This window comes from Serratia sp. CY37869 (assembly GCF_052168895.1).
Lineage (GTDB): Bacteria > Pseudomonadota > Gammaproteobacteria > Enterobacterales > Enterobacteriaceae > Serratia > Serratia ureilytica.
On the sequence record NZ_JBJNLU010000001.1, the window covers coordinates 100736 to 119016 of the forward strand.

The window sequence follows — 18281 nt, forward strand, 5'->3', positions numbered from 1 at the left end:
CAACACAGGGGTAATTACGATGAGAAAAACTACCGCAGTCACCACCACCGTCTCCGCGCTCTGTCTCACCGTGCTGTGCGGTCTGGCCCAGGCGGCCGATCTGCCGCAGTCGCTGGGCAAGGGCGAAGGCCGGCTGGATATCATCGCCTGGCCCGGCTACATCGAACGCGGCCAGTCCGACAAAAACTACGACTGGGTCACCCAGTTTGAGAAGCAAACCGGCTGTGCGGTGAACGTGAAGACCGCCGCCACTTCCGATGAAATGGTCAGCCTGATGGCCAAGGGCGGCTACGATCTGGTAACCGCCTCCGGCGACGCCTCGCTGCGCCTGATTTTCGGCAAGCGGGTGCAGCCGATCAACACCGCGCTGATCCCGAACTGGAAGAACATCGATCCGCGCCTGCTGAACGGTGCCTGGTACACCGTGGACGGCAAAACCTACGGCACGCCGTACCAGTGGGGGCCGAACCTGCTGATGTACAACACCAAAACCTTCCCGACGCCGCCGGACAGCTGGGCGGTGATCTTCCAGCAGCAGAACCTGCCGGACGGCAAGAGCAACCAAGGGCGGGTGCAGGCTTACGACGGCCCGATCTACATCGCCGACGCGGCGCTGTTCCTGAAGGCCACCCAGCCGCAGCTCGGCATCAGCGATCCTTATCAGCTCAACGAAGAGCAGTATCAGGCGGCGCTGAAGCTGCTGCGCAGCCAGCACGCGCTGATCCACCGCTACTGGCACGACACCTCGGTGCAAATGAGCGACTTTAAAAACGAAGGCGTGGTGGCCTCCAGCGCCTGGCCGTATCAGGCTAACGCCCTGAAGGGTGAAGGGCAGCCGATCGCTACCGTGTTCCCGAAAGAGGGTGTGACCGGCTGGGCGGATACCACCATGCTGCATACCGACGCCAAACACCCGAGCTGCGCCTACCAGTGGATGAACTGGTCGCTGGAGCCGAAGGTGCAGGGCGACGTGGCGGCCTGGTTCGGGTCGGTACCGGCTTCGCCGGCGGGCTGCAAGGCCAGCGCGCTGCTGGGTGAGAAGGGCTGCGAAACCAACGGCTTCAACCAGTTCGACAAAATCGCCTTCTGGAAAACGCCGCAGGCGCAGGGCGGCAAGTTCGTGCCGTACAGTCGCTGGACCCAGGACTACATCGCCATCATGGGCGGCCGCTAAGCCGCGGGGCGCAGCCCGCTGCGCCCGAATTACATCCGTATGGAGCACAGAAAATGACCATTGCCGTGCAATTCATCGATGTTTCGCGGACTTTCGGCGATGTTCGCGCCGTGGATCGGGTATCCATCGATATTCAGGACGGGGAATTCTTCTCCATGCTCGGGCCATCCGGCTCGGGCAAAACCACCTGCCTGCGCCTGATCGCCGGCTTTGAACAGCTGACTTCCGGCTCGATTCGCATTCACGGTCAGGAAGCCGCCAACCTGCCGCCGTATCAGCGCGACGTGAACACCGTGTTTCAGGATTACGCGCTGTTCCCGCACATGTCGGTGCTGGAAAACGTCGCCTACGGCCTGATGGTGAAGGGCGTCGCCAAACGCGAGCGGCTGGCGCGGGCGCAAGAGGCGCTGGAGAGCGTGGCGCTCGGTTTCGTTGCCGAACGCAAACCGGCGCACCTGTCGGGCGGCCAGCGCCAGCGCGTGGCGTTGGCGCGCGCGCTGGTCAATCGGCCGCGGGTGCTGCTGCTGGACGAGCCGCTCGGCGCGCTGGATCTCAAGCTGCGCGAGCAGATGCAGGGCGAGCTGAAGAAGCTGCAGCGTCAGCTGGGCATCACCTTTATCTTCGTCACCCACGATCAAAGCGAAGCGCTGTCGATGTCCGATCGGGTGGCGGTGTTCAATAACGGCCGCATCGAACAGGTGGATACGCCGCGCGAGCTTTACATGCGGCCGAAGACGCCGTTCGTCGCCGAGTTCGTCGGCACCTCCAACGTGGTGCGCAGCGAGCTGGCACAGCGCCTGCTCGGCGAAAGCCGAACCTTCTCGATCCGGCCGGAACATATCCGCCTGCTGGAGCACGGCGGCGCGGCGCAGGACGAGATCCAGGTGCAGGGCACGCTGCAGGAAATCCATTACCAGGGCGCGGCCACGCGCTATGAAATCGCGCTGAACGGCGGCGAAAAGCTGCTGGTCAGCCAGGCCAATCCGCAGTGGATCGCCGCAGGGCAACAGCGGCAGATCGGCCAGCCGATCGTCGCCTGCTGGCCGCGCGCGGCGATGGTGCCGCTGCTGGAGGAGAGGTGAGATGGACATGAGCATCGATTCCCCCTCGGCGCGTGGCGGCACCGTGCGCGCGCTGTCGACCTGGCTTTATCGCCGGCCGACGCTGTATCTGCTTTTGCTGCTGGTGCCGCCGCTGCTGTGGTTCGGCGCGGTGTACCTCGGTTCGCTGCTGACGCTGCTGTGGCAAGGATTTTACACCTTCGACGATTTCACCATGGCGGTGACGCCGGATCTGACCTTCGCCAACCTCGCGGCGCTGTTCAACCCGGCCAACTACGACATTATCCTGCGCACGCTGACCATGGCGGTGCTGGTGTCGCTGGCCAGCGCGGCGCTGGCGTTCCCCATCGCCTATTACATGGCGCGTTACACCAGCGGCCGCGTCAAGGCGTTCTTTTACATCGCCGTGATGATGCCGATGTGGGCCAGCTATATCGTCAAAGCCTATGCCTGGACTTTGCTGCTGGCGAAAGATGGCGTGGCGCAGTGGTTCCTGCAGCACCTGGGGCTGGAGCCGCTGTTGGCGTCGCTGCTGACGGTGCCCGGCGTCGGTGGCAACACGCTGTCGACCTCGGGGCTGGGGCGTTTTCTGGTGTTCGTCTATATCTGGCTGCCGTTCATGATCCTGCCGATCCAGGCGGCGCTGGAGCGCCTGCCGCCCTCGCTGCTGCACGCTTCGGCGGATCTGGGCGCCCGGCCGGCGCAGACCTTCCGCCACGTCATTTTGCCGCTGGCGGTGCCGGGCATCGCCGCCGGATCGATCTTCACCTTTTCGCTGACGCTGGGCGACTTTATCGTGCCGCAGCTGGTGGGGCCGCCGGGCTATTTCATCGGCAGCATGGTGTACGCCCAGCAGGGCGCGATCGGCAATATGCCGATGGCCGCGGCCTTTACGCTGGTGCCGATCGTCCTGATCGCCATCTATCTTTCCATCGTCAAACGTCTGGGGGCTTTCGATGCACTCTGAACGCGCGCCCTTAGGGCTGAAGCTGGCCGCCTGGGGCGGACTTGTCTTCCTGCATTTCCCGTTGGCGATCATCGCCATCTACGCCTTCAACACCGAGGACGCGGCCTTCAGTTTCCCGCCGAAGGGCTTCACGCTGCACTGGTTCAATGTCGCCGCCGGGCGACAGGACATTATCGATGCGGTGCTGCTGTCGGCGCAGATCGCCTGCCTGGCGACCGCCATCGCGCTGGTGCTCGGCACCCTGGCGGCGGCGGCGCTGTATCGGCGCGATTTCTTCGGCAAGGACAGCATTTCGCTGCTGTTGCTGCTGCCGATTGCGCTGCCGGGGATCGTCACCGGCCTGGCGCTGCTGGCGGCGTTCAAGGCGCTGAACATCGAGCCCGGCATCCTGACCATCGTCGTCGGCCATGCGACGTTCTGCGTGGTGATCGTGTTCAACAACGTCATCGCCCGGTTCCGCCGCACCTCGTACAGCCTGATCGAAGCGTCGATGGATCTCGGCGCCGACGGCTGGCAAACCTTCCGTTACGTGATCTTGCCGAACCTCGGCTCGGCGCTGCTGGCCGGCGGCATGCTGGCGTTTGCGCTGTCGTTCGACGAAATCATCGTGACCACCTTTACCGCCGGCCACGAGCGCACGCTGCCGCTGTGGCTGCTGAACCAGCTCGGCCGCCCGCGCGACGTGCCAATCACCAACGTGGTGGCGCTGTCGGTGATGCTGTTGACCATGCTGCCGATCCTCGGCGCTTACTACCTGACCAAAGGTGGAGAAAGCGTCGCCGGCAGCGGCAAATAATTTCCTTACCCGACCTCTGACAAAAGGATAACCCTATGCAAAGCCAACTGTTGATTGACGGCCAACTGGTGAATGGCCAGGGCGCGACCCAGCCGGTGTATAACCCGGCGACCGGCGAAGTGATCGCGCAGGTGGCGGAGGCCAGCCCGGAGCAGGTCGATCGCGCGGTGCTGGCGGCGGACGCCGCGTTCGCCGCCTGGGGGCAAACCACGCCGAAGGAGCGCGCCGAGCATCTGCTCAAGCTGGCGGATCTGATCGACGAGCATGCCGAGACCTTCGCCAGGCTGGAGTCGCTCAACTGCGGCAAGCCTTATCACTGCGTATTGAATGACGAACTGCCGGCGGTGGCCGACGTGTTTCGCTTCTTCGCCGGGGCCAGCCGCTGCCTGACCGGCATGGCGGCCGGCGAGTATCTGGCCGGGCACACTTCGATGATCCGCCGCGATCCGCTCGGCGTGGTGGCTTCGATCGCGCCGTGGAACTACCCGCTGATGATGGCGGCCTGGAAGCTGGCGCCGGCGTTGGCGGCGGGCAACTGCGTGGTGATCAAGCCTTCTGAGCAGACGCCGCTGACCACCTTCAAACTGGCCGAACTGGCCGCCGGGCTGTTCCCGCCGGGCGTGCTCAACGTGCTGTTCGGGCGCGGCGCCGGCGTGGGCGATCGGCTGACCGGGCATGACAAGGTGCGCATGGTGTCGCTGACCGGGTCGATCGCCACCGGCGAGCACATCATCGCCCACACCGCCGCCGGCATTAAGCGCACCCATATGGAGCTGGGCGGCAAGGCGCCGGTGCTGGTGTTCGACGATGCCGATCTGCAGCAGGTGGTCGACGGCATTCGCGGTTTCGGCTTCTACAACGCCGGGCAGGATTGCACCGCCGCGTGCCGCATCTACGCGCAGAAAAGCATTTATCCCGAGCTGGTCAAGCGGTTGGGCGAGGCGGTGGCCAGCCTGAAGATCGGCGCGCCGGACGACGAGAGCACCGAACTGGGGCCGTTGATTACCGCCCAGCATCTGGAGCGGGTGGCCGGTTTTGTCGAGCGAGCCAAAGCGTTGCCGCACGTACAGGTGGTGACCGGCGGGGAGAAGGTGAAAGGGCCGGGCTACTACTTCCAGCCGACGCTGTTGGCCGGCGCGCGCCAGGACGATGAGATCGTGCAGCGCGAAGTATTCGGCCCGGTGGTGACGGTGACGCTGTTCGACGACGAAGAGCAGGTGCTGGCCTGGGCGAACGAATCCAATTACGGGCTGGCGTCGTCCGTGTGGACCCGCGACGTGGGCCGCGCGCATCGCTTAAGCGCCCGCCTGCAATACGGCTGCACCTGGGTGAACACCCACTTCATGCTGGTGAGCGAAATGCCGCACGGCGGCCAGAAATTGTCCGGCTACGGCAAGGATATGTCGATGTACGGGCTGGAGGATTACACGGCCATTCGTCATGTGATGTTCAAACATTGATTTTACAGTAATTATCCGCACAATAGCGCGGCCTTCGAGCCGGCTCCGGCCGGCTGATGATAATAAAAATTGAAAGGAAGCCTATATGGGTATCACCAGACGCGATTTTCTCAACGGAGTGGCGATCACCATCGCCGCCGGGTTGACGCCGCTGCAAATCTTGCGCGCGTCGCCGCAAACCGCCAATCAAACCCTGTACTATCCGCCGGCGCTGACCGGGTTGCGGGGCAACCATCCGGGCTCGTTCGAGCATGCGCACCAGTTGGGGCGCGACGGCAAAACCTTTGATTTCGGCAGCGTACCCGCCGTTGAAGAGTTCGATCTGGTCGTGGTCGGCGCCGGCATCAGCGGGCTGGCGGCCGCCTGTTTCTGGCAGCAACTGAAAGGCGAGCGGCAGCGCATTCTTTTGATCGACAACCACGACGACTTCGGCGGCCACGCCAAGCGCAACGAGTTCAACAGCGACGACGGCATGCTGCTCGGCTACGGCGGCAGCGAATCGCTGCAGTCGCCGCGCTCCAACTTCAGCCCGGTGGCGATGGGGCTGCTGCGCAAGCTCGGCGTCGATATCGACCAACTGGAGCAGGCTTTCGACACCACCTTCTACCCGGATTTGAATTTGAGCCGCGGGGTTTACTTCGATCGCAAGAACTTCGGCGTCGACAAGGTGGTGAGCGGCGATCCGGGGCGTACGGTGGCGGACGACATTCCGCGCGATCGGCTCAACGGCCGCTCTTATGAAGCGTTCATCGGCGATTTCCCGCTGCCGGAAAGCGATCGCCAGGCGCTGATCGCGCTGCACACGGTGGAGAAGGATTATCTGCCAGAGATGACGCTGGAGCAGAAGGTCGAGTGGCTCGATACCCACAGCTATACCCAGTTCCTGCGCGAGAAGGTGGGCCTGAGCGAGCTGGCGATCCGTTATTTCCAGCAGACCACCAACGACTTCCAGGCGGTGGGCATCGACGGCACGTCGTGCAGCGATGCGCGCATCTGCGATCTGCCGGGCCTCGGCGGCATGAATTTGCCGCCGCTGGACGAAGAGTCGCAGGCGGATCTCGACGATCCTTACGTGTTCCACTTCCCGGACGGCAACGCCACGCTGGCGCGCCTGATGGTGCGCCAGCTGATCCCGGCGGTGGCGCCGGCCGGCAAGGACATGAACGACGTGGTGCTGGCCAAATTCGACTACAGCCAGCTCGATCGGCCGGAATGGCCGGTGAAGCTGCGTTTGAACAGCACCGGGCTGCACGCGGCCAACGTCGGCGACAAGGTGGAAGTCACCTACATGACCGGCGAGAAGATGACCAAAGTGCGCGCCGGGCAGGTGGTGATGGCCGGCTACAACATGATGATCCCGTATCTGGTACCGGAGATGTCGCACCAGCAGCAGGAGGCGCTGAAGCAGAACGTCAAGGCGCCGCTGGTGTACAGCAAGGTGGTGATCCGCAACTGGCAGCCGTTCATCAAGCTGGGTGTGCACGAGGTTTATTCGCCGGCCGCGCCGTACAGCCGCGTGAAGCTGGACTATCCGGTGAGCATGGGCGGCTATCAGCACCCGCGCGATCCGGATCGGCCGATCGGCCTGCATATGGTGTATGTGCCGACGCTGCCGGGCAGCGGCCTCAGCACGCGCGAACAGTCGCGCAAAGGGCGCGCGCTGCTGCTGGGCACGCCGTTTGAAGTGCACGAACAGATGATCCGCGAACAGCTGCAGGGCATGCTGGGCGAGGCCGGTTTCGACCATCAGCGCGACATTCAGGCGATCACGGTCAACCGCTGGTCGCACGGTTACTCCTACTTCCTCAACGGGCTGTTTGACGACGAAGACGAAGCCAAGAAAATCATCGAAACGGCGCGGCAGCCGATCGGCAAGATCGCTATCGCCAACTCCGATGCCGACTGGAGCCCGTACGCCAACTCGGCGATCGATCAGGCATGGCGCGCGGTTAACGAACTGGCCTACGGCAAGGTTGCCGCCAAGGAGGGAGCATGAGTCTGCGTTCGCTGTACCTGTTGAGCCTGCTGGCCGCCGGCGGCTCGGCCCAGGCGATGTCGGCCGGGGAATACGTCGCCAAAGCCGGTGACTGCACCGCCTGCCATACCGCACCGGGCGGCGCCGAATTGGCGGGCGGCATGAAATTCCCGACGCCGCTCGGGGCTATCTACGCCACCAACATCACGCCGGACAAGCTGCACGGCATCGGCGCTTACTCATTCGAAGAGTTCGATCGCGCCATGCGTCAGGGGATCGCCAAAGACGGTCATCGGCTTTATCCGGCGATGCCGTACACCTCGTACGCCAAAATGAGCGCGGAAGACATGCGCGCGCTGTATGACTATCTGATGAACGAGGTGCCGGCGCAGAACGTCGCCAACCGCGCCAGCGACATCAGCTGGCCGCTGTCGATGCGCTGGCCGCTGGCGGTGTGGAACCAGCTGTTCCACGACGACCAGCCGTATCAGGCCGATCCGCAGCAAAGTGCCGAGTGGAATCGCGGCGCCTACCTGGTGCAGGGCGCGGGCCACTGCGGCAGCTGCCATACGCCGCGCGGTTGGGCGATGCAGGAGAAGGGGCTGGACGGTAAGGAACCGGTGTTCCTGAGCGGCGCCGAGCTGGACGGCTGGTACGCTTCCAACCTGCGCGGCCTGCCGCCGGAAGAGGTGACGGCGCTGCTGAAAACCGGCCGCAGCCGCCATGCGGCGGTCGCCGGGCCGATGAGCGAGGTGGTGGCCCACAGCACGCAGTACCTCAGCGAGGGCGATCTGAACGCCATCGCGGTGTACCTGCGCAGTCTGGCGCCGGGCCCCGTCGCCGGGGCCGCCTCGAAGGCTGCGCAGGCGGATAACCCGAGCGGCAAGGCGACCTATGCGATGTACTGCTCGACCTGCCACGGCAATAAGGGAGAGGGCACCGACTTCACCATCCCGGCGCTGGCGGGCAACGCCACGGTAACGGCGGACAATCCGCTGACCGCGCTGCGGGTGGTGCTGGAAGGGGCGCATACCCCGATCACGCAGCAGGCGATGGCGCTCGGGATGCCGGCTTACGGCTGGGCGTTGAACGACCGGCAGGCGGCCGACCTGATGAGCTATCTGCGGGGAAGCTGGGGCAACCAGGCGGCGCCGGTAACGGTGCAGCAGGTGCAGGACGCGCGCCAACTGCAGGCGAAATGAAGAGGGAGCGCGGTCTGACGGCCGCGCTCCGCAAGCATTACAGCACCTTATGCGGGCCGAAGCATTCGTAGTGGATGCGTTCGGCCTCTACGCCCATCTCCAGCAGCTGTTTGCCCACGAACTGCATGAAGGCCACCGGGCCGCAGAAGTAATAGTGCATCTGCGGATCGGCCAGGCTGCCTTGCAGCGCGCTCAAATCCATCAATCCGCGGCTGTGGTAGTCGCGGCCTTCCACGTCATCGGCACCCGGCTCGCGGTACCACACATGGCGGCTCAGATTCGGCATACGCCCGGCAATATCCGCTACCTCATCGGCAAAGGCGTGTACGCTGCCGTTTTCCGCCGCGTGCAGCCAGTGGACCTGCGCCTGATGTTGGTTGTCGTGCAGGGTGTTGAGCATGCCGAGCATCGGGGTTTGGCCGACGCCGGCGGAGATCAGCGCCACCGGCGTGGTCGGCGCCACGTCGAGGAAGAAGTCGCCGTGCGGCGGGGCGATGTCGATCACGTCGCCTTCCTGCGCCTGCTGGTGCAGGTAGTTGGACACTTTCCCCTGATCTTCGCGCTTCACCGCGATGCGGTAGAACTCGCCGTTTGGCGAGGTGGTCAGCGAGTACTGGCGAATTTCCTGATGCTCCAGGCTGTCGTGCTTGATGTAGACCGCCAGGTATTGCCCCGGTTTGAAGTCCGCCACTCGGCCGCCGTCCACCGGTGCCAGCACGAAGCTGCAGATCACGTCGCTCTGCGGCTGTTTCTTCAGGATGCGGAATGCGCGCAGATCGCGCCAGCCGCCGTTGTCGGTTTCGCTCTGCTGATAAATCTGCTCTTCACGCTGGATAAATACGTTGGCCAGCACGCCGTAGGCCTTGCCCCAGGCGTCCAGGACTTCCTGGCCCGGGCTGAACATTTCGTCCAGCGTCGCCAGCAGGTGACCGCCGACGATTTGGTATTGTTCCGGCTGGATATTGAAGCTGGTGTGCTTCTGCGCGATGCGCTCCACCGCCGGCAGCAGCGCCGCCAGGTTCTCGATGTTGGCGGCATAGGCGCAGATGGCGTCGAACAGCGCCTGACGCTGATCGCCGTTGCGCTGGTTGCTCATGTTGAAAATATCTTTCAATTCCGGGTTGTGCGCGAACATGCGATCGTAAAAGTGGGCGGTCAGCTTCGGCCCGGTCGCAGCCAGCAGGGGAATGGTGGATTTCACGGTGGCGATGGTTTGGCTATCCAGCATGGAAGCGCTCCTTGGGTTGGGATCTTGACGATAATTGTAATGATGTATTTTAAATGCATCTTATTGGGTTCCACGCCGCTTGTAAATACCCTTGTTTTCGTTGCGGTGTTCTTCGGGCGTCGATCGCGCTCACAGAACATGAAAAAAGCGCATCGTTCGCATGAGGAAATGTCCGTTGATAAACGGCGGCATTTAGCGGATCAAAGCCTTGCGCCACCTTATGCCAATCGTTTGCGTAAAAACCTCTGTCAAGACCTATCTTCGGTGGGGCGAAACGGTTTACACTGTGGCCCAGAACCCAAACGGGTAGTTATTTGGTGATTTTTTAGTTAGCTGATTTAAGTCAGGAGATGCCGGATGTTAAAGCGTGAAATGAACATTGCCGATTACGATGCGGAACTGTGGCGTGCCATGGAGCAGGAAGTGGTGCGTCAGGAAGAGCACATCGAGCTGATCGCGTCTGAGAACTACACCAGCCCGCGCGTGATGCAGGCTCAGGGTTCCCAGCTGACCAACAAATACGCTGAAGGCTATCCGGGCAAGCGTTACTACGGCGGCTGCGAATACGTGGATATCGTTGAGCAGCTGGCTATCGACCGCGCCAAAGAATTGTTCGGCGCCGATTACGCCAACGTGCAGCCGCACTCCGGCTCCCAGGCTAACTTCGCCGTGTACACCGCGCTGCTGCAGCCGGGCGACACCATTCTGGGCATGAACCTGGCGCACGGCGGCCACCTGACTCACGGTTCCCCGGTCAACCTGTCCGGCAAACTGTATAACGTGGTGCCTTACGGCATCGACGACAAAGGCCAAATCGACTATGACGATCTGGCCAAGCAGGCGCAAACTCACAAGCCGAAAATGATCATCGGCGGCTTCTCCGCCTACTCTGGCGTGGTTGACTGGGCCAAAATGCGCGAAATCGCTGACAGCATCGGCGCTTATCTGTTCGTCGACATGGCGCACGTGGCCGGCCTGATCGCCGCCGGCGTGTACCCGAACCCGGTACCGCACGCGCACATCGTCACCACCACCACCCACAAAACCCTGGCGGGCCCGCGCGGCGGCCTGATCCTGGCGAAGGGCGGCGACGAAGAGCTGTACAAGAAGCTGAACTCCGCCGTGTTCCCTGGCGGCCAGGGCGGCCCGCTGATGCACGTGATTGCCGGCAAGGCGGTGGCGCTGAAAGAAGCGATGGAGCCTGAGTTCAAGGTTTACCAGCAGCAAGTGGCGGTCAACGCCAAGGCGATGGTTGACGTGTTCCTGCAGCGCGGCTACAAAGTGGTCTCCGGCGGCACCCATAACCACCTGTTCCTGCTGGATCTGGTCGACAAAAACCTGACCGGTAAAGAAGCGGACGCCGCCCTGGGCCGCGCCAACATCACCGTCAACAAAAACAGCGTGCCGAACGATCCGAAGAGCCCGTTCGTCACCTCCGGCGTGCGTATCGGCACCCCGGCCGTGACCCGTCGCGGCTTCAAAGAAGCCGACGTGCGCGAACTGGCCGGTTGGATCTGTGATGTGCTGGACAACATCAACGATGAAGCCACCATCGAACGCACCAAGAAGAAAGTGCTGGATATCTGCGCCCGCCTGCCGGTTTACGCATAATCCCGCTTTTGCCTGAAAAAACCCGCTGCGGCGGGTTTTTTTGTGGCCGCTCGCGGCAAACTGTGAGCTGTCTGGCACTCTAACGCATTGACGTGGAATGAAGATTGCGGGCAGGTGTGAGCTCTGTCAAAGTATTGCCCTCACTCCGGAGGGATCATGGTTCTGCAATCCACGCGTTGGCTCGCGCTCAGTTATTTCACCTACTTTTTTTCCTACGGCATTTTCTTACCGTTCTGGGGCGTGTGGCTGAAAGGCGAGGGCATCGCGCCCGAAACCATCGGCATATTGCTCGGCGCCGGTTTGGTGGCCCGCTTCCTCGGCAGTTTACTGATTGCTCCCCGCGTTAAAGATCCCTCTCATCTGGTTTCCGCGCTGCGCCTGCTGGCGCTGCTGACCCTGGCTTTCGCGGTTGGCTTCTGCTTCGGCAACGGCTGGGGCTGGCTGATGCTGGTGATAGCGGGGTTCAACCTGTTCTTCTCGCCGCTGGTGCCGCTGACCGACGCGCTGGCCGCCACCTGGCAAAAGCAGATCCGCATGGACTATGGCCGGGTGCGGCTGTGGGGCTCGCTGGCGTTCGTCATCGGCTCGGCGCTGACCGGGCAACTGGTGGCGGTGTGGGGCCATAACGCCATTCTCTACAGCCTGATCCTCAGCGTGCTGGCGATGCTGCTGGGCATGCTGCTGAAGCCGAGCGTGATGCCGCAGGGCGAAGCGCGCACGCACGGCGGGGCCGAGGGTTCGCTGTGGGCGCTGTTGAAAGAAGGGCCGGTGTGGCGCTTCCTGCTGTGCGTCACGCTGCTGCAGGGCGCGCACGCCGGCTACTACAGCTTCGGCTCCATTTACTGGCAGGAGGCGGGCTATTCGGCCTCGACCATCGGTTATCTGTGGTCGCTGGGCGTGGTGGCGGAAGTGATTATTTTCGCCAGCAGCAACGTGCTGTTCCGCCGCTGGAATGCGCGCAACCTGCTGCTGCTTTCCGCCTGTTGCGGCGTGTTGCGCTGGAGCCTGATGGCGTACAGCACCGAGCTGGGTTGGCTGCTGCTGATCCAAATCCTGCACTGCGGCACCTTCACCGTGTGCCATCTGGCGGCGATGCGCTTTATCGCCGCGCGCCAGGGGCAAGAGGTGATCCAACTGCAGGCGGTGTATTCGGCGCTGGCGATGGGCGGCGGTATCGCCGTCATGACGGTCATTGCCGGGTTCCTGTTCGAACATTGGCAGGGCGGGGTGTTCTGGGTGATGGCGGCGGTCGCGGTGCCGGCCTTGTTCATCCGGCCGCCGGCGGTCAGCGTCAGCCGGTGATTAAGGGGCTTCCAGCAGCGCGCGGATGGCCTGGCGCTGGGGGTTTTCCAGCGGCAGTTCGGTATAGATCAGCGGCGGGTGCGGAGCGCTGTGCACCGCCGCGTAGGGGGTGATCACCAGCGTGACGCCCTGCGGCGCTCCGCCGCACAGATAGTCGCTCAGCGGCAGATACTTGATGTTCAGCGGCAGCAGCGTGAGCTCGCGGATCTGATATTCCACTTCCTCTTCCAACTGCGGGTTATCCAGCGTCAGCAGCAGCACCTGTTTTTCCTGCAGCGCGTTGTCCTGCATCAGCCAGGCGCCGAAGCTGATGGCCACCAGGCCCGCCTCCTCGTTGGAAAAATGCACGCCGTACTCCTGCTCCAGCGGTTTCAACGCTTCCTGCGTGGTGCGCATCAGCCGCGGGTATTTGCGCACCACTTCTTCCAGCAGCATATTGTCGATGCCGATGGCGAAACGGCAGCGCTCCAGCGCCGGCGCCAGATGGGCGAACAGCTGGCTGACCAGCTCCGCCTTGCTGCTGAAAGCCATGCCGGACAGCTGCTGGAACCGCTCGACCATGCTGTCGATCGCCGTCATCAACCGCTGCTCATGCGCCGAGTCGTTGCTGTGGTAGCTGTGGCTTTTCAACAGGGTGAAGGTCAGCGCCAGGAAATCGCGCTCGTCCGCGTGCGGCGGCTGGTTAAACAGCCGGTTGCAGGTCTGATGCAGCCAGGCGGCGGCTTGCTGCTCCAGTTTTTGCCGCAGCCAGTCGCGCTGAACGGCGTCGAAACGCGGGTGTTGCTGCAGGCGGTTTTGCCAGGCGCAGTAGAGCAGATAATGCTGCAGGAATTGGCGGTCGCGCGCGTCAAAGTGACGATTGAGCAGCGGCTCGCAGGCGTCGAGCGCCTGGGCCAACAGCGATGTCAACTCGGCATCGGCCGCCAGCGCTTGCCGCAGGCGCGGGGCGAAATCGTCTTCGACGAACCGCGGGCTGCAGCGCAGGGTGCGCCTTAGCCAATGGAGCAGGCACAGGCGTTGGTTGAGCGCGCTGCCCCTCAATCGGTAGCCATGGTCGGGATCGACGGCGATCTCCAGATGGTGGAAACGCTGGATTTCACTGGCCACCTCGGCTATATCTTGCCGGGTTATCGGGGGGGCGACGCCATTGATTCGGCTGAGGGTCTCCAGCTGTAACTCGGGCTCCGGCGTGTACAGCATCAGCAGCAGATGGCAGCGCCGTTGTTGTCCGGAGAGCTCAGGCACGGGAGAGGTGTCCAGGCTCATATCACCTTCCGGCATAAAAGGTTGCGATTATGCCTAAGCATAGCAAAAGGCTTTGTGCCGGCAGGGTTAACGCGCGGCTTTTACTTCGGCTTACAACTTTCGTCACAAATATCGCCGGCAGAGGCGGGCCGTTCGACATTTATTTGTGTTACGTTATAACAAATATAGGTAAAGCAGGATAATGATGAAGTTACGTCGACTTTTGGCTGCCTTTGGCGCCGTGTTCAGCGCCGGTGCGATCGCGCATCCGCACAGCTTTATCGATATGAACACCACCTTCGTCGCCAAGGATCAGCGGTTGGTCGGCCTGAAAATGGTGTGGGTGATGGATGAAATCACCTCGGCGGATCTGCTCTACGATGCGAAAAACGCCAAGAGCGATTCGGAAGTGTGGAAAAAGCTGGCGGCGGAAGTGATGGCCAACGTGCTGGGGCAGCACTATTTCACCGACCTTTACCGCGACGGCAAGCCGGTGAAATACCTGAACTTGCCCAGCGAATATCACCTGTCGCGCCAGGGCAACCAGGCGGTACTGGAGTTCGTGCTGCCGTTGGCCGAGCCGCAGCCGCTGGCGGGCAAGCCGTTCGAGCTTTCTACTTACGATCCGACTTATTTCGTGGATATGACCTATAAAGACCAAAATGCGCTGCATTTGCCGCCGGAGATGGCGCAGCAGTGCAGCTACAAGCTGATGACGCCGAAGCCGAATGCGTCGCTGCAGGCCTATGCGCTGTCGCTCGACAAGAACGACTCGCCCGGTGAAGACCTGGCGCTGGGGCAGCAGTTCGCCCAGCGGGTGACGCTGCAATGTCGCTGAATCTCTCGCAACCGGCGATAAACCGGCGCCACTGGGCTTTCGGCCTGTGGCCGCTGCTGCCGTTCACGCTGGCGCTGGCGGCCGCCGCGCTGCTGGCGTGGCACTATTGGCCGCAGCTGCTGATGCAGAGCGTGGTATGGCAAAAAGCGCTGCACCAGCAGATGGCGGGGTTGTTGCAGCAGGTGAAGGCCGCGCCGCAGCAGGCAGGGTTGGCGCTGACGCTGTTCAGCCTCGGCTATGGCGTTTTGCATGCGCTCGGCCCCGGCCACGGCAAAGTGGTGATCGCCACCTATCTGGCCACTCACCCGGCGCGGCTGAAAAGCAGCCTGAAGCTGACCTTCGCCGCTTCGCTGGTGCAGGGCGGGGTGGCGATCGCGCTGGTTACGCTGATGCTGGTGGTATTGCAGCTCTCTTCGCGCCAGCTTCACCAAAGCAGCTTCTGGCTGGAGAAGGGCAGCTTTATTTTGGTGATGTTGCTTGGCGTATTGCTGAGTTGGCGCGCGCTGAAACGTCTGTTTGCGGCGATCAAGGCGATGCGCCCGGCGCCGGCGCTGCGCATTAACAGCCTGACGCCGCTGGCGGCGGAGCATGTGCACAGCGCCGATTGCGGCTGCGGCCACCGGCATCTGCCGAGCGACAGCGAGCTGCAGGCGGGAAGCGATTGGCGCACCCAGACCGCCATCGTGCTGGCGATGGGCATGCGTCCCTGTTCGGGGGCGATTTTGGTGCTGCTGTTCTCTAAGGTGATCGGCGTGTTCGGCTGGGGAGTGATCTCCGCGCTGGCGATGGCGTTCGGCACGTCGTTGACCATCTCCATGCTGGCGCTGCTGGTGCATTACAGCCGACGGCTGGCGGTGCGCCTTAGCCGCTCGCGTGCGCCCGCCGCCTGGAGCGCGGTGGCCTGGGGATCGTTGGCGCTGGCCGGGGGCCTGATCCTGTTGGCCGCCGGGCTGTTGCTGTACGTCAGCGCGCAGCCGGAATTCGGCGGCGGCATCCGCCCCTTCTCCCGCTAACGGGCATAAAAAAAGCGCTGCATCGGCAGCGCTTTTTTCGATTCGCTTCTGGCGATTAACGCTTCAGCGCTTCGCTCAGTTCTTCGCGCATGGTGGCCAGCATGGCTTTCACGACGCGCGGGTTGCCTGCTACCACGTTGCCGGAGCTGAAGTGGTTGTGGCCGCCGACGAAGTCGGTGACCAGGCCGCCGGATTCACGCACCAGCAGTTCGCCCGCGGCGAAGTCCCACGGCTTCAGGCCGATTTCGAAGAAACCGTCTACGCGGCCGGCGGCCACATAGGCCAGATCCAGCGCAGCGGAACCGGTGCGGCGGAAGTCCGCGCACTGGGTGAACAGCTTGCCGACGATGTTGATGTAAGGCGTGGCGTGCTGTTTGACTTTGAACGGGAAGCCGGTCGCCAGGATGGTGCCATCCAGATCTTTGGCGTTGGTGCCGCGCAGACGGTAACCGTTGAGCTGGGCGCCCTGACCGCGCGTGGCGGTGAACAGTTCGTTGCGCATCGGATCGTAAACCACGGCCACTTCAGTGCGGCCTTTGATGCGTACGGCGATGGAAACGGAGAAATGAGGGAAACGTTTGATGAAGTTTGCAGTGCCATCCAGTGGATCGATCACCCATTGCACATCGCGATCTTCGCCGATCAGCTCACCGCGTTCTTCGCTCACGATACTGTGTTGCGGATAAGACTTGCGGATGACGTCGATGATCAGATGCTCTGCATCGCGATCGACGTTGGTGACGAAGTCATTGGTCCCTTTCTGGCTCGCTTCTACAGCGTCCGGGGTTTCGTAGTTTTTGGCAATCAGGTTACCGGCCTTGCGCGCAGCGCGCACGGCGATAGTCAGCATCGGATGCATGGGTATCTTCCAACTAGGATGTTAAAGAACAGGAAACGGCGCGAAGTATAGCAGCTGTTCGGCAAATTGCCTACGGCTGTGTTAAGATGCTGCGATTTTCCGCCACGCTCAGAGTTTGTATGCTGCACAATATCCGCATTGTTCTGGTAGAGACTTCACATACCGGCAACATGGGCTCGACCGCCAGAGCCATGAAAACCATGGGGTTAACCAACCTTTATCTGGTTAATCCGCTGATCAAACCCGATTCTCAGGCCATCGCCCTGGCCGCCGGCGCCAGCGACGTGATCGGCAACGCCACCATCGTCGATACCCTCGATGACGCCATCGCCGGCTGTAGCCTGGTGGTGGGCACCAGCGCGCGCTCTCGCACCCTGCCGTGGCCGATGCTGGAGCCGCGCGAATGCGGCGTGCGCGCGGTGCACGAGGGCGAGCACGCGCCGGTGGCGCTGGTGTTCGGCCGTGAACGCGTCGGGCTGACCAACGATGAATTGCAGAAGTGCCACTACCACGTCGCCATTCCGGCCAACCCGAACTACAGCTCGCTGAACCTGGCGATGGCGGTGCAGATCCTGGCGTACGAAGTGCGCGTGGCTTACCTCGATCGCCAACAGGCGGGCGCGCCGCAGCTGGAAGAGACGCCGTATCCGCTGGTGGACGACCTTGAGCGTTTCTATCAGCACCTTGAGCAGACGTTGCAGCGTACCGGCTTCATTCGCCCGTCCCATCCGGGCCAGGTGATGAGCCGCCTGCGTCGGCTGTTCACCCGCGCACGCCCGGAAGGGCAGGAGCTGAATATCCTGCGCGGCATGCTGACCTCGATCGAGAAACAGGATAAACATCAAGGTAATTAATTGATGTGGCATAACGGTGGGCGACAATAGTATTAGTTATCCAAAGGTTATAACATGTATTTTATATACCTTTGTTCTTGCTAAGTTCAAAACGTGCTAATACTTGAGTCAATTACTAGGTTAAATAGTTGACTGTTTTACTCAGGAATGTCAGACTTTCGGCCATATTTGACCAACAGGTAACCATTGAGCTATGAGACTGACATCCAAAGGCCGTTATGCCGTAACCGCTATGCTCGACGTAGCGCTGCATTCCCAGGAAGGGCCGGTGCCACTGGCGGACATTTCCGAACGCCAGGGTATTTCGCTCTCTTATCTGGAACAATTATTCTCCCGTCTGCGCAAGAATGGCCTGGTGGCCAGCGTGCGCGGTCCGGGCGGTGGTTATCTGCTGGGTAAAGACGCGGGTGAGATCGCCGTTGGCGCTGTCATCACTGCCGTCGATGAATCGGTAGATGCAACCCGTTGCCAGGGCAAAGAAGGCTGTCAGGGCGGCGATCGCTGCTTGACCCACGCCCTGTGGCGCGATCTGAGCGAGCGCATCAGCGGGTTCCTGAACAACATTACGCTGGCTGAACTGGTCAACAACCAGGAAGTGCTGGTGGTGGCGGATCGTCAAAACAACGATACGCGCCGCACGGCCAACGGTCGTCCGCAAGAAACTATCAACGTTAATCTGCGCGCATAAGCAGCTGG

General features: G+C 62.4%; 16 protein-coding genes. 13 read left to right on the forward strand and 3 right to left on the reverse strand.

The genetic code is table 11. From position 1 onward, the window contains the following. Positions 1-19 precede the first annotated feature (19 nt). From ydcS to ACJ8J1_RS00555, 7 genes are all read left to right on the forward strand, one after another. Positions 20-1174: a putative ABC transporter substrate-binding protein YdcS gene (gene ydcS, locus ACJ8J1_RS00525; protein WP_033644107.1), complete on the forward strand. Its 1155-nt coding sequence runs from the start codon at positions 20-22 to the stop codon at positions 1172-1174. A 53-nt stretch (positions 1175-1227) separates the two neighbouring features. After that, complete coding sequence (locus ACJ8J1_RS00530) at positions 1228-2256, forward strand: ABC transporter ATP-binding protein (RefSeq protein ID WP_033644106.1); 1029 nt, start codon at positions 1228-1230, stop codon at positions 2254-2256. A 1-nt stretch (position 2257) separates the two neighbouring features. Further along, positions 2258-3202 (forward strand): ABC transporter permease, encoded by a 945-nt coding sequence (locus ACJ8J1_RS00535; RefSeq protein WP_033644105.1) that lies wholly within the window; start codon positions 2258-2260, stop codon positions 3200-3202. Then, positions 3192-3998: an ABC transporter permease gene (locus ACJ8J1_RS00540; protein WP_016929774.1), complete on the forward strand. Its 807-nt coding sequence runs from the start codon at positions 3192-3194 to the stop codon at positions 3996-3998. Before ACJ8J1_RS00535 ends, ACJ8J1_RS00540 begins: the two co-directional genes overlap by 11 nt. Before the next feature lie 35 nt (positions 3999-4033). Beyond that, positions 4034-5458: an aminobutyraldehyde dehydrogenase gene (gene patD, locus ACJ8J1_RS00545; RefSeq protein WP_033644104.1), complete on the forward strand. Its 1425-nt coding sequence runs from the start codon at positions 4034-4036 to the stop codon at positions 5456-5458. An 85-nt stretch (positions 5459-5543) separates the two neighbouring features. Beyond that, positions 5544-7454 (forward strand): NAD(P)-binding protein, encoded by a 1911-nt coding sequence (locus tag ACJ8J1_RS00550; protein WP_033644103.1) that lies wholly within the window; start codon positions 5544-5546, stop codon positions 7452-7454. After that, complete coding sequence (locus ACJ8J1_RS00555; protein ID WP_033644102.1) at positions 7451-8635, forward strand: c-type cytochrome; 1185 nt, start codon at positions 7451-7453, stop codon at positions 8633-8635. The genes ACJ8J1_RS00550 and ACJ8J1_RS00555 overlap by 4 nt, the downstream gene beginning before the upstream one ends. Positions 8636-8672: 37 nt before the next feature. Here the strand turns inward: ACJ8J1_RS00555 and hmpA are convergent, their stop codons facing one another. Beyond that, on the reverse strand, positions 8673-9863 hold the full coding sequence (gene hmpA / locus ACJ8J1_RS00560) for an NO-inducible flavohemoprotein (RefSeq protein ID WP_033644101.1): 1191 nt from the start codon (positions 9861-9863) through the stop codon (positions 8673-8675). A 357-nt stretch (positions 9864-10220) separates the two neighbouring features. Between hmpA and glyA the strand changes: the two genes are divergently transcribed. Further along, positions 10221-11474: a serine hydroxymethyltransferase gene (gene glyA, locus ACJ8J1_RS00565; RefSeq protein ID WP_025303922.1), complete on the forward strand. Its 1254-nt coding sequence runs from the start codon at positions 10221-10223 to the stop codon at positions 11472-11474. A gap of 156 nt (positions 11475-11630) precedes the next feature. Further along, positions 11631-12776, forward strand: a complete 1146-nt coding sequence (locus tag ACJ8J1_RS00570; protein WP_033644100.1) for a 3-phenylpropionate MFS transporter — start codon at positions 11631-11633, stop codon at positions 12774-12776. Here the strand turns inward: ACJ8J1_RS00570 and csiE are convergent, their stop codons facing one another. Further along, positions 12777-14042 carry a stationary phase inducible protein CsiE gene (gene csiE / locus ACJ8J1_RS00575; protein WP_033644099.1) on the reverse strand — a complete coding sequence of 422 codons (1266 nt, stop codon included), beginning with the start codon at positions 14040-14042 and terminating at the stop codon, positions 12777-12779. 181 nt (positions 14043-14223) lie between these two features. On the opposite strand from csiE, the gene ACJ8J1_RS00580 reads away from it, so the two are divergent. Further along, a complete protein-coding gene (locus ACJ8J1_RS00580; protein ID WP_046687657.1) occupies positions 14224-14859 on the forward strand; it encodes a DUF1007 family protein in 636 nt (211 codons plus the stop codon). Continuing rightward, positions 14850-15872: a nickel/cobalt transporter gene (locus tag ACJ8J1_RS00585; RefSeq protein WP_033644097.1), complete on the forward strand. Its 1023-nt coding sequence runs from the start codon at positions 14850-14852 to the stop codon at positions 15870-15872. Before ACJ8J1_RS00580 ends, ACJ8J1_RS00585 begins: the two co-directional genes overlap by 10 nt. A gap of 55 nt (positions 15873-15927) precedes the next feature. Here the strand turns inward: ACJ8J1_RS00585 and suhB are convergent, their stop codons facing one another. Further along, complete coding sequence (gene suhB, locus ACJ8J1_RS00590; protein ID WP_033644096.1) at positions 15928-16731, reverse strand: inositol-1-monophosphatase; 804 nt, start codon at positions 16729-16731, stop codon at positions 15928-15930. Positions 16732-16850: 119 nt separating this feature from the next. On the opposite strand from suhB, the gene trmJ reads away from it, so the two are divergent. Beyond that, complete coding sequence (gene trmJ, locus ACJ8J1_RS00595; RefSeq protein WP_033644095.1) at positions 16851-17585, forward strand: tRNA (cytosine(32)/uridine(32)-2'-O)-methyltransferase TrmJ; 735 nt, start codon at positions 16851-16853, stop codon at positions 17583-17585. A gap of 193 nt (positions 17586-17778) precedes the next feature. Continuing rightward, entirely contained in the window at positions 17779-18273 is a 495-nt protein-coding gene (gene iscR / locus ACJ8J1_RS00600) for a Fe-S cluster assembly transcriptional regulator IscR (RefSeq protein ID WP_004941404.1), read from the forward strand. Positions 18274-18281 lie beyond the last annotated feature (8 nt).

Excerpts from the sequence above, each read along its gene's own strand:
- csiE (WP_033644099.1), bottom strand. The coding sequence starts at position 14,042 with ATGAGCCTGGACACCTCTCCCGTGCCTGAGCTCTCCGGACAACAACGG.
- glyA (WP_025303922.1), top strand. The coding sequence starts at position 10,221 with ATGTTAAAGCGTGAAATGAACATTGCCGATTACGATGCGGAACTGTGG.
- ACJ8J1_RS00550 (WP_033644103.1), top strand. The coding sequence starts at position 5,544 with ATGGGTATCACCAGACGCGATTTTCTCAACGGAGTGGCGATCACCATC.
- ACJ8J1_RS00580 (WP_046687657.1), top strand. The coding sequence starts at position 14,224 with ATGATGAAGTTACGTCGACTTTTGGCTGCCTTTGGCGCCGTGTTCAGC.
- patD (WP_033644104.1), top strand. The coding sequence starts at position 4,034 with ATGCAAAGCCAACTGTTGATTGACGGCCAACTGGTGAATGGCCAGGGC.
- ydcS (WP_033644107.1), top strand. The coding sequence starts at position 20 with ATGAGAAAAACTACCGCAGTCACCACCACCGTCTCCGCGCTCTGTCTC.
- ACJ8J1_RS00540 (WP_016929774.1), top strand. The coding sequence starts at position 3,192 with ATGCACTCTGAACGCGCGCCCTTAGGGCTGAAGCTGGCCGCCTGGGGC.
- ACJ8J1_RS00570 (WP_033644100.1), top strand. The coding sequence starts at position 11,631 with ATGGTTCTGCAATCCACGCGTTGGCTCGCGCTCAGTTATTTCACCTAC.
- suhB (WP_033644096.1), bottom strand. The coding sequence starts at position 16,731 with ATGCATCCGATGCTGACTATCGCCGTGCGCGCTGCGCGCAAGGCCGGT.
- ACJ8J1_RS00585 (WP_033644097.1), top strand. The coding sequence starts at position 14,850 with ATGTCGCTGAATCTCTCGCAACCGGCGATAAACCGGCGCCACTGGGCT.
- ACJ8J1_RS00530 (WP_033644106.1), top strand. The coding sequence starts at position 1,228 with ATGACCATTGCCGTGCAATTCATCGATGTTTCGCGGACTTTCGGCGAT.
- hmpA (WP_033644101.1), bottom strand. The coding sequence starts at position 9,863 with ATGCTGGATAGCCAAACCATCGCCACCGTGAAATCCACCATTCCCCTG.
- ACJ8J1_RS00555 (WP_033644102.1), top strand. The coding sequence starts at position 7,451 with ATGAGTCTGCGTTCGCTGTACCTGTTGAGCCTGCTGGCCGCCGGCGGC.
- trmJ (WP_033644095.1), top strand. The coding sequence starts at position 16,851 with ATGCTGCACAATATCCGCATTGTTCTGGTAGAGACTTCACATACCGGC.
- iscR (WP_004941404.1), top strand. The coding sequence starts at position 17,779 with ATGAGACTGACATCCAAAGGCCGTTATGCCGTAACCGCTATGCTCGAC.
- ACJ8J1_RS00535 (WP_033644105.1), top strand. The coding sequence starts at position 2,258 with ATGGACATGAGCATCGATTCCCCCTCGGCGCGTGGCGGCACCGTGCGC.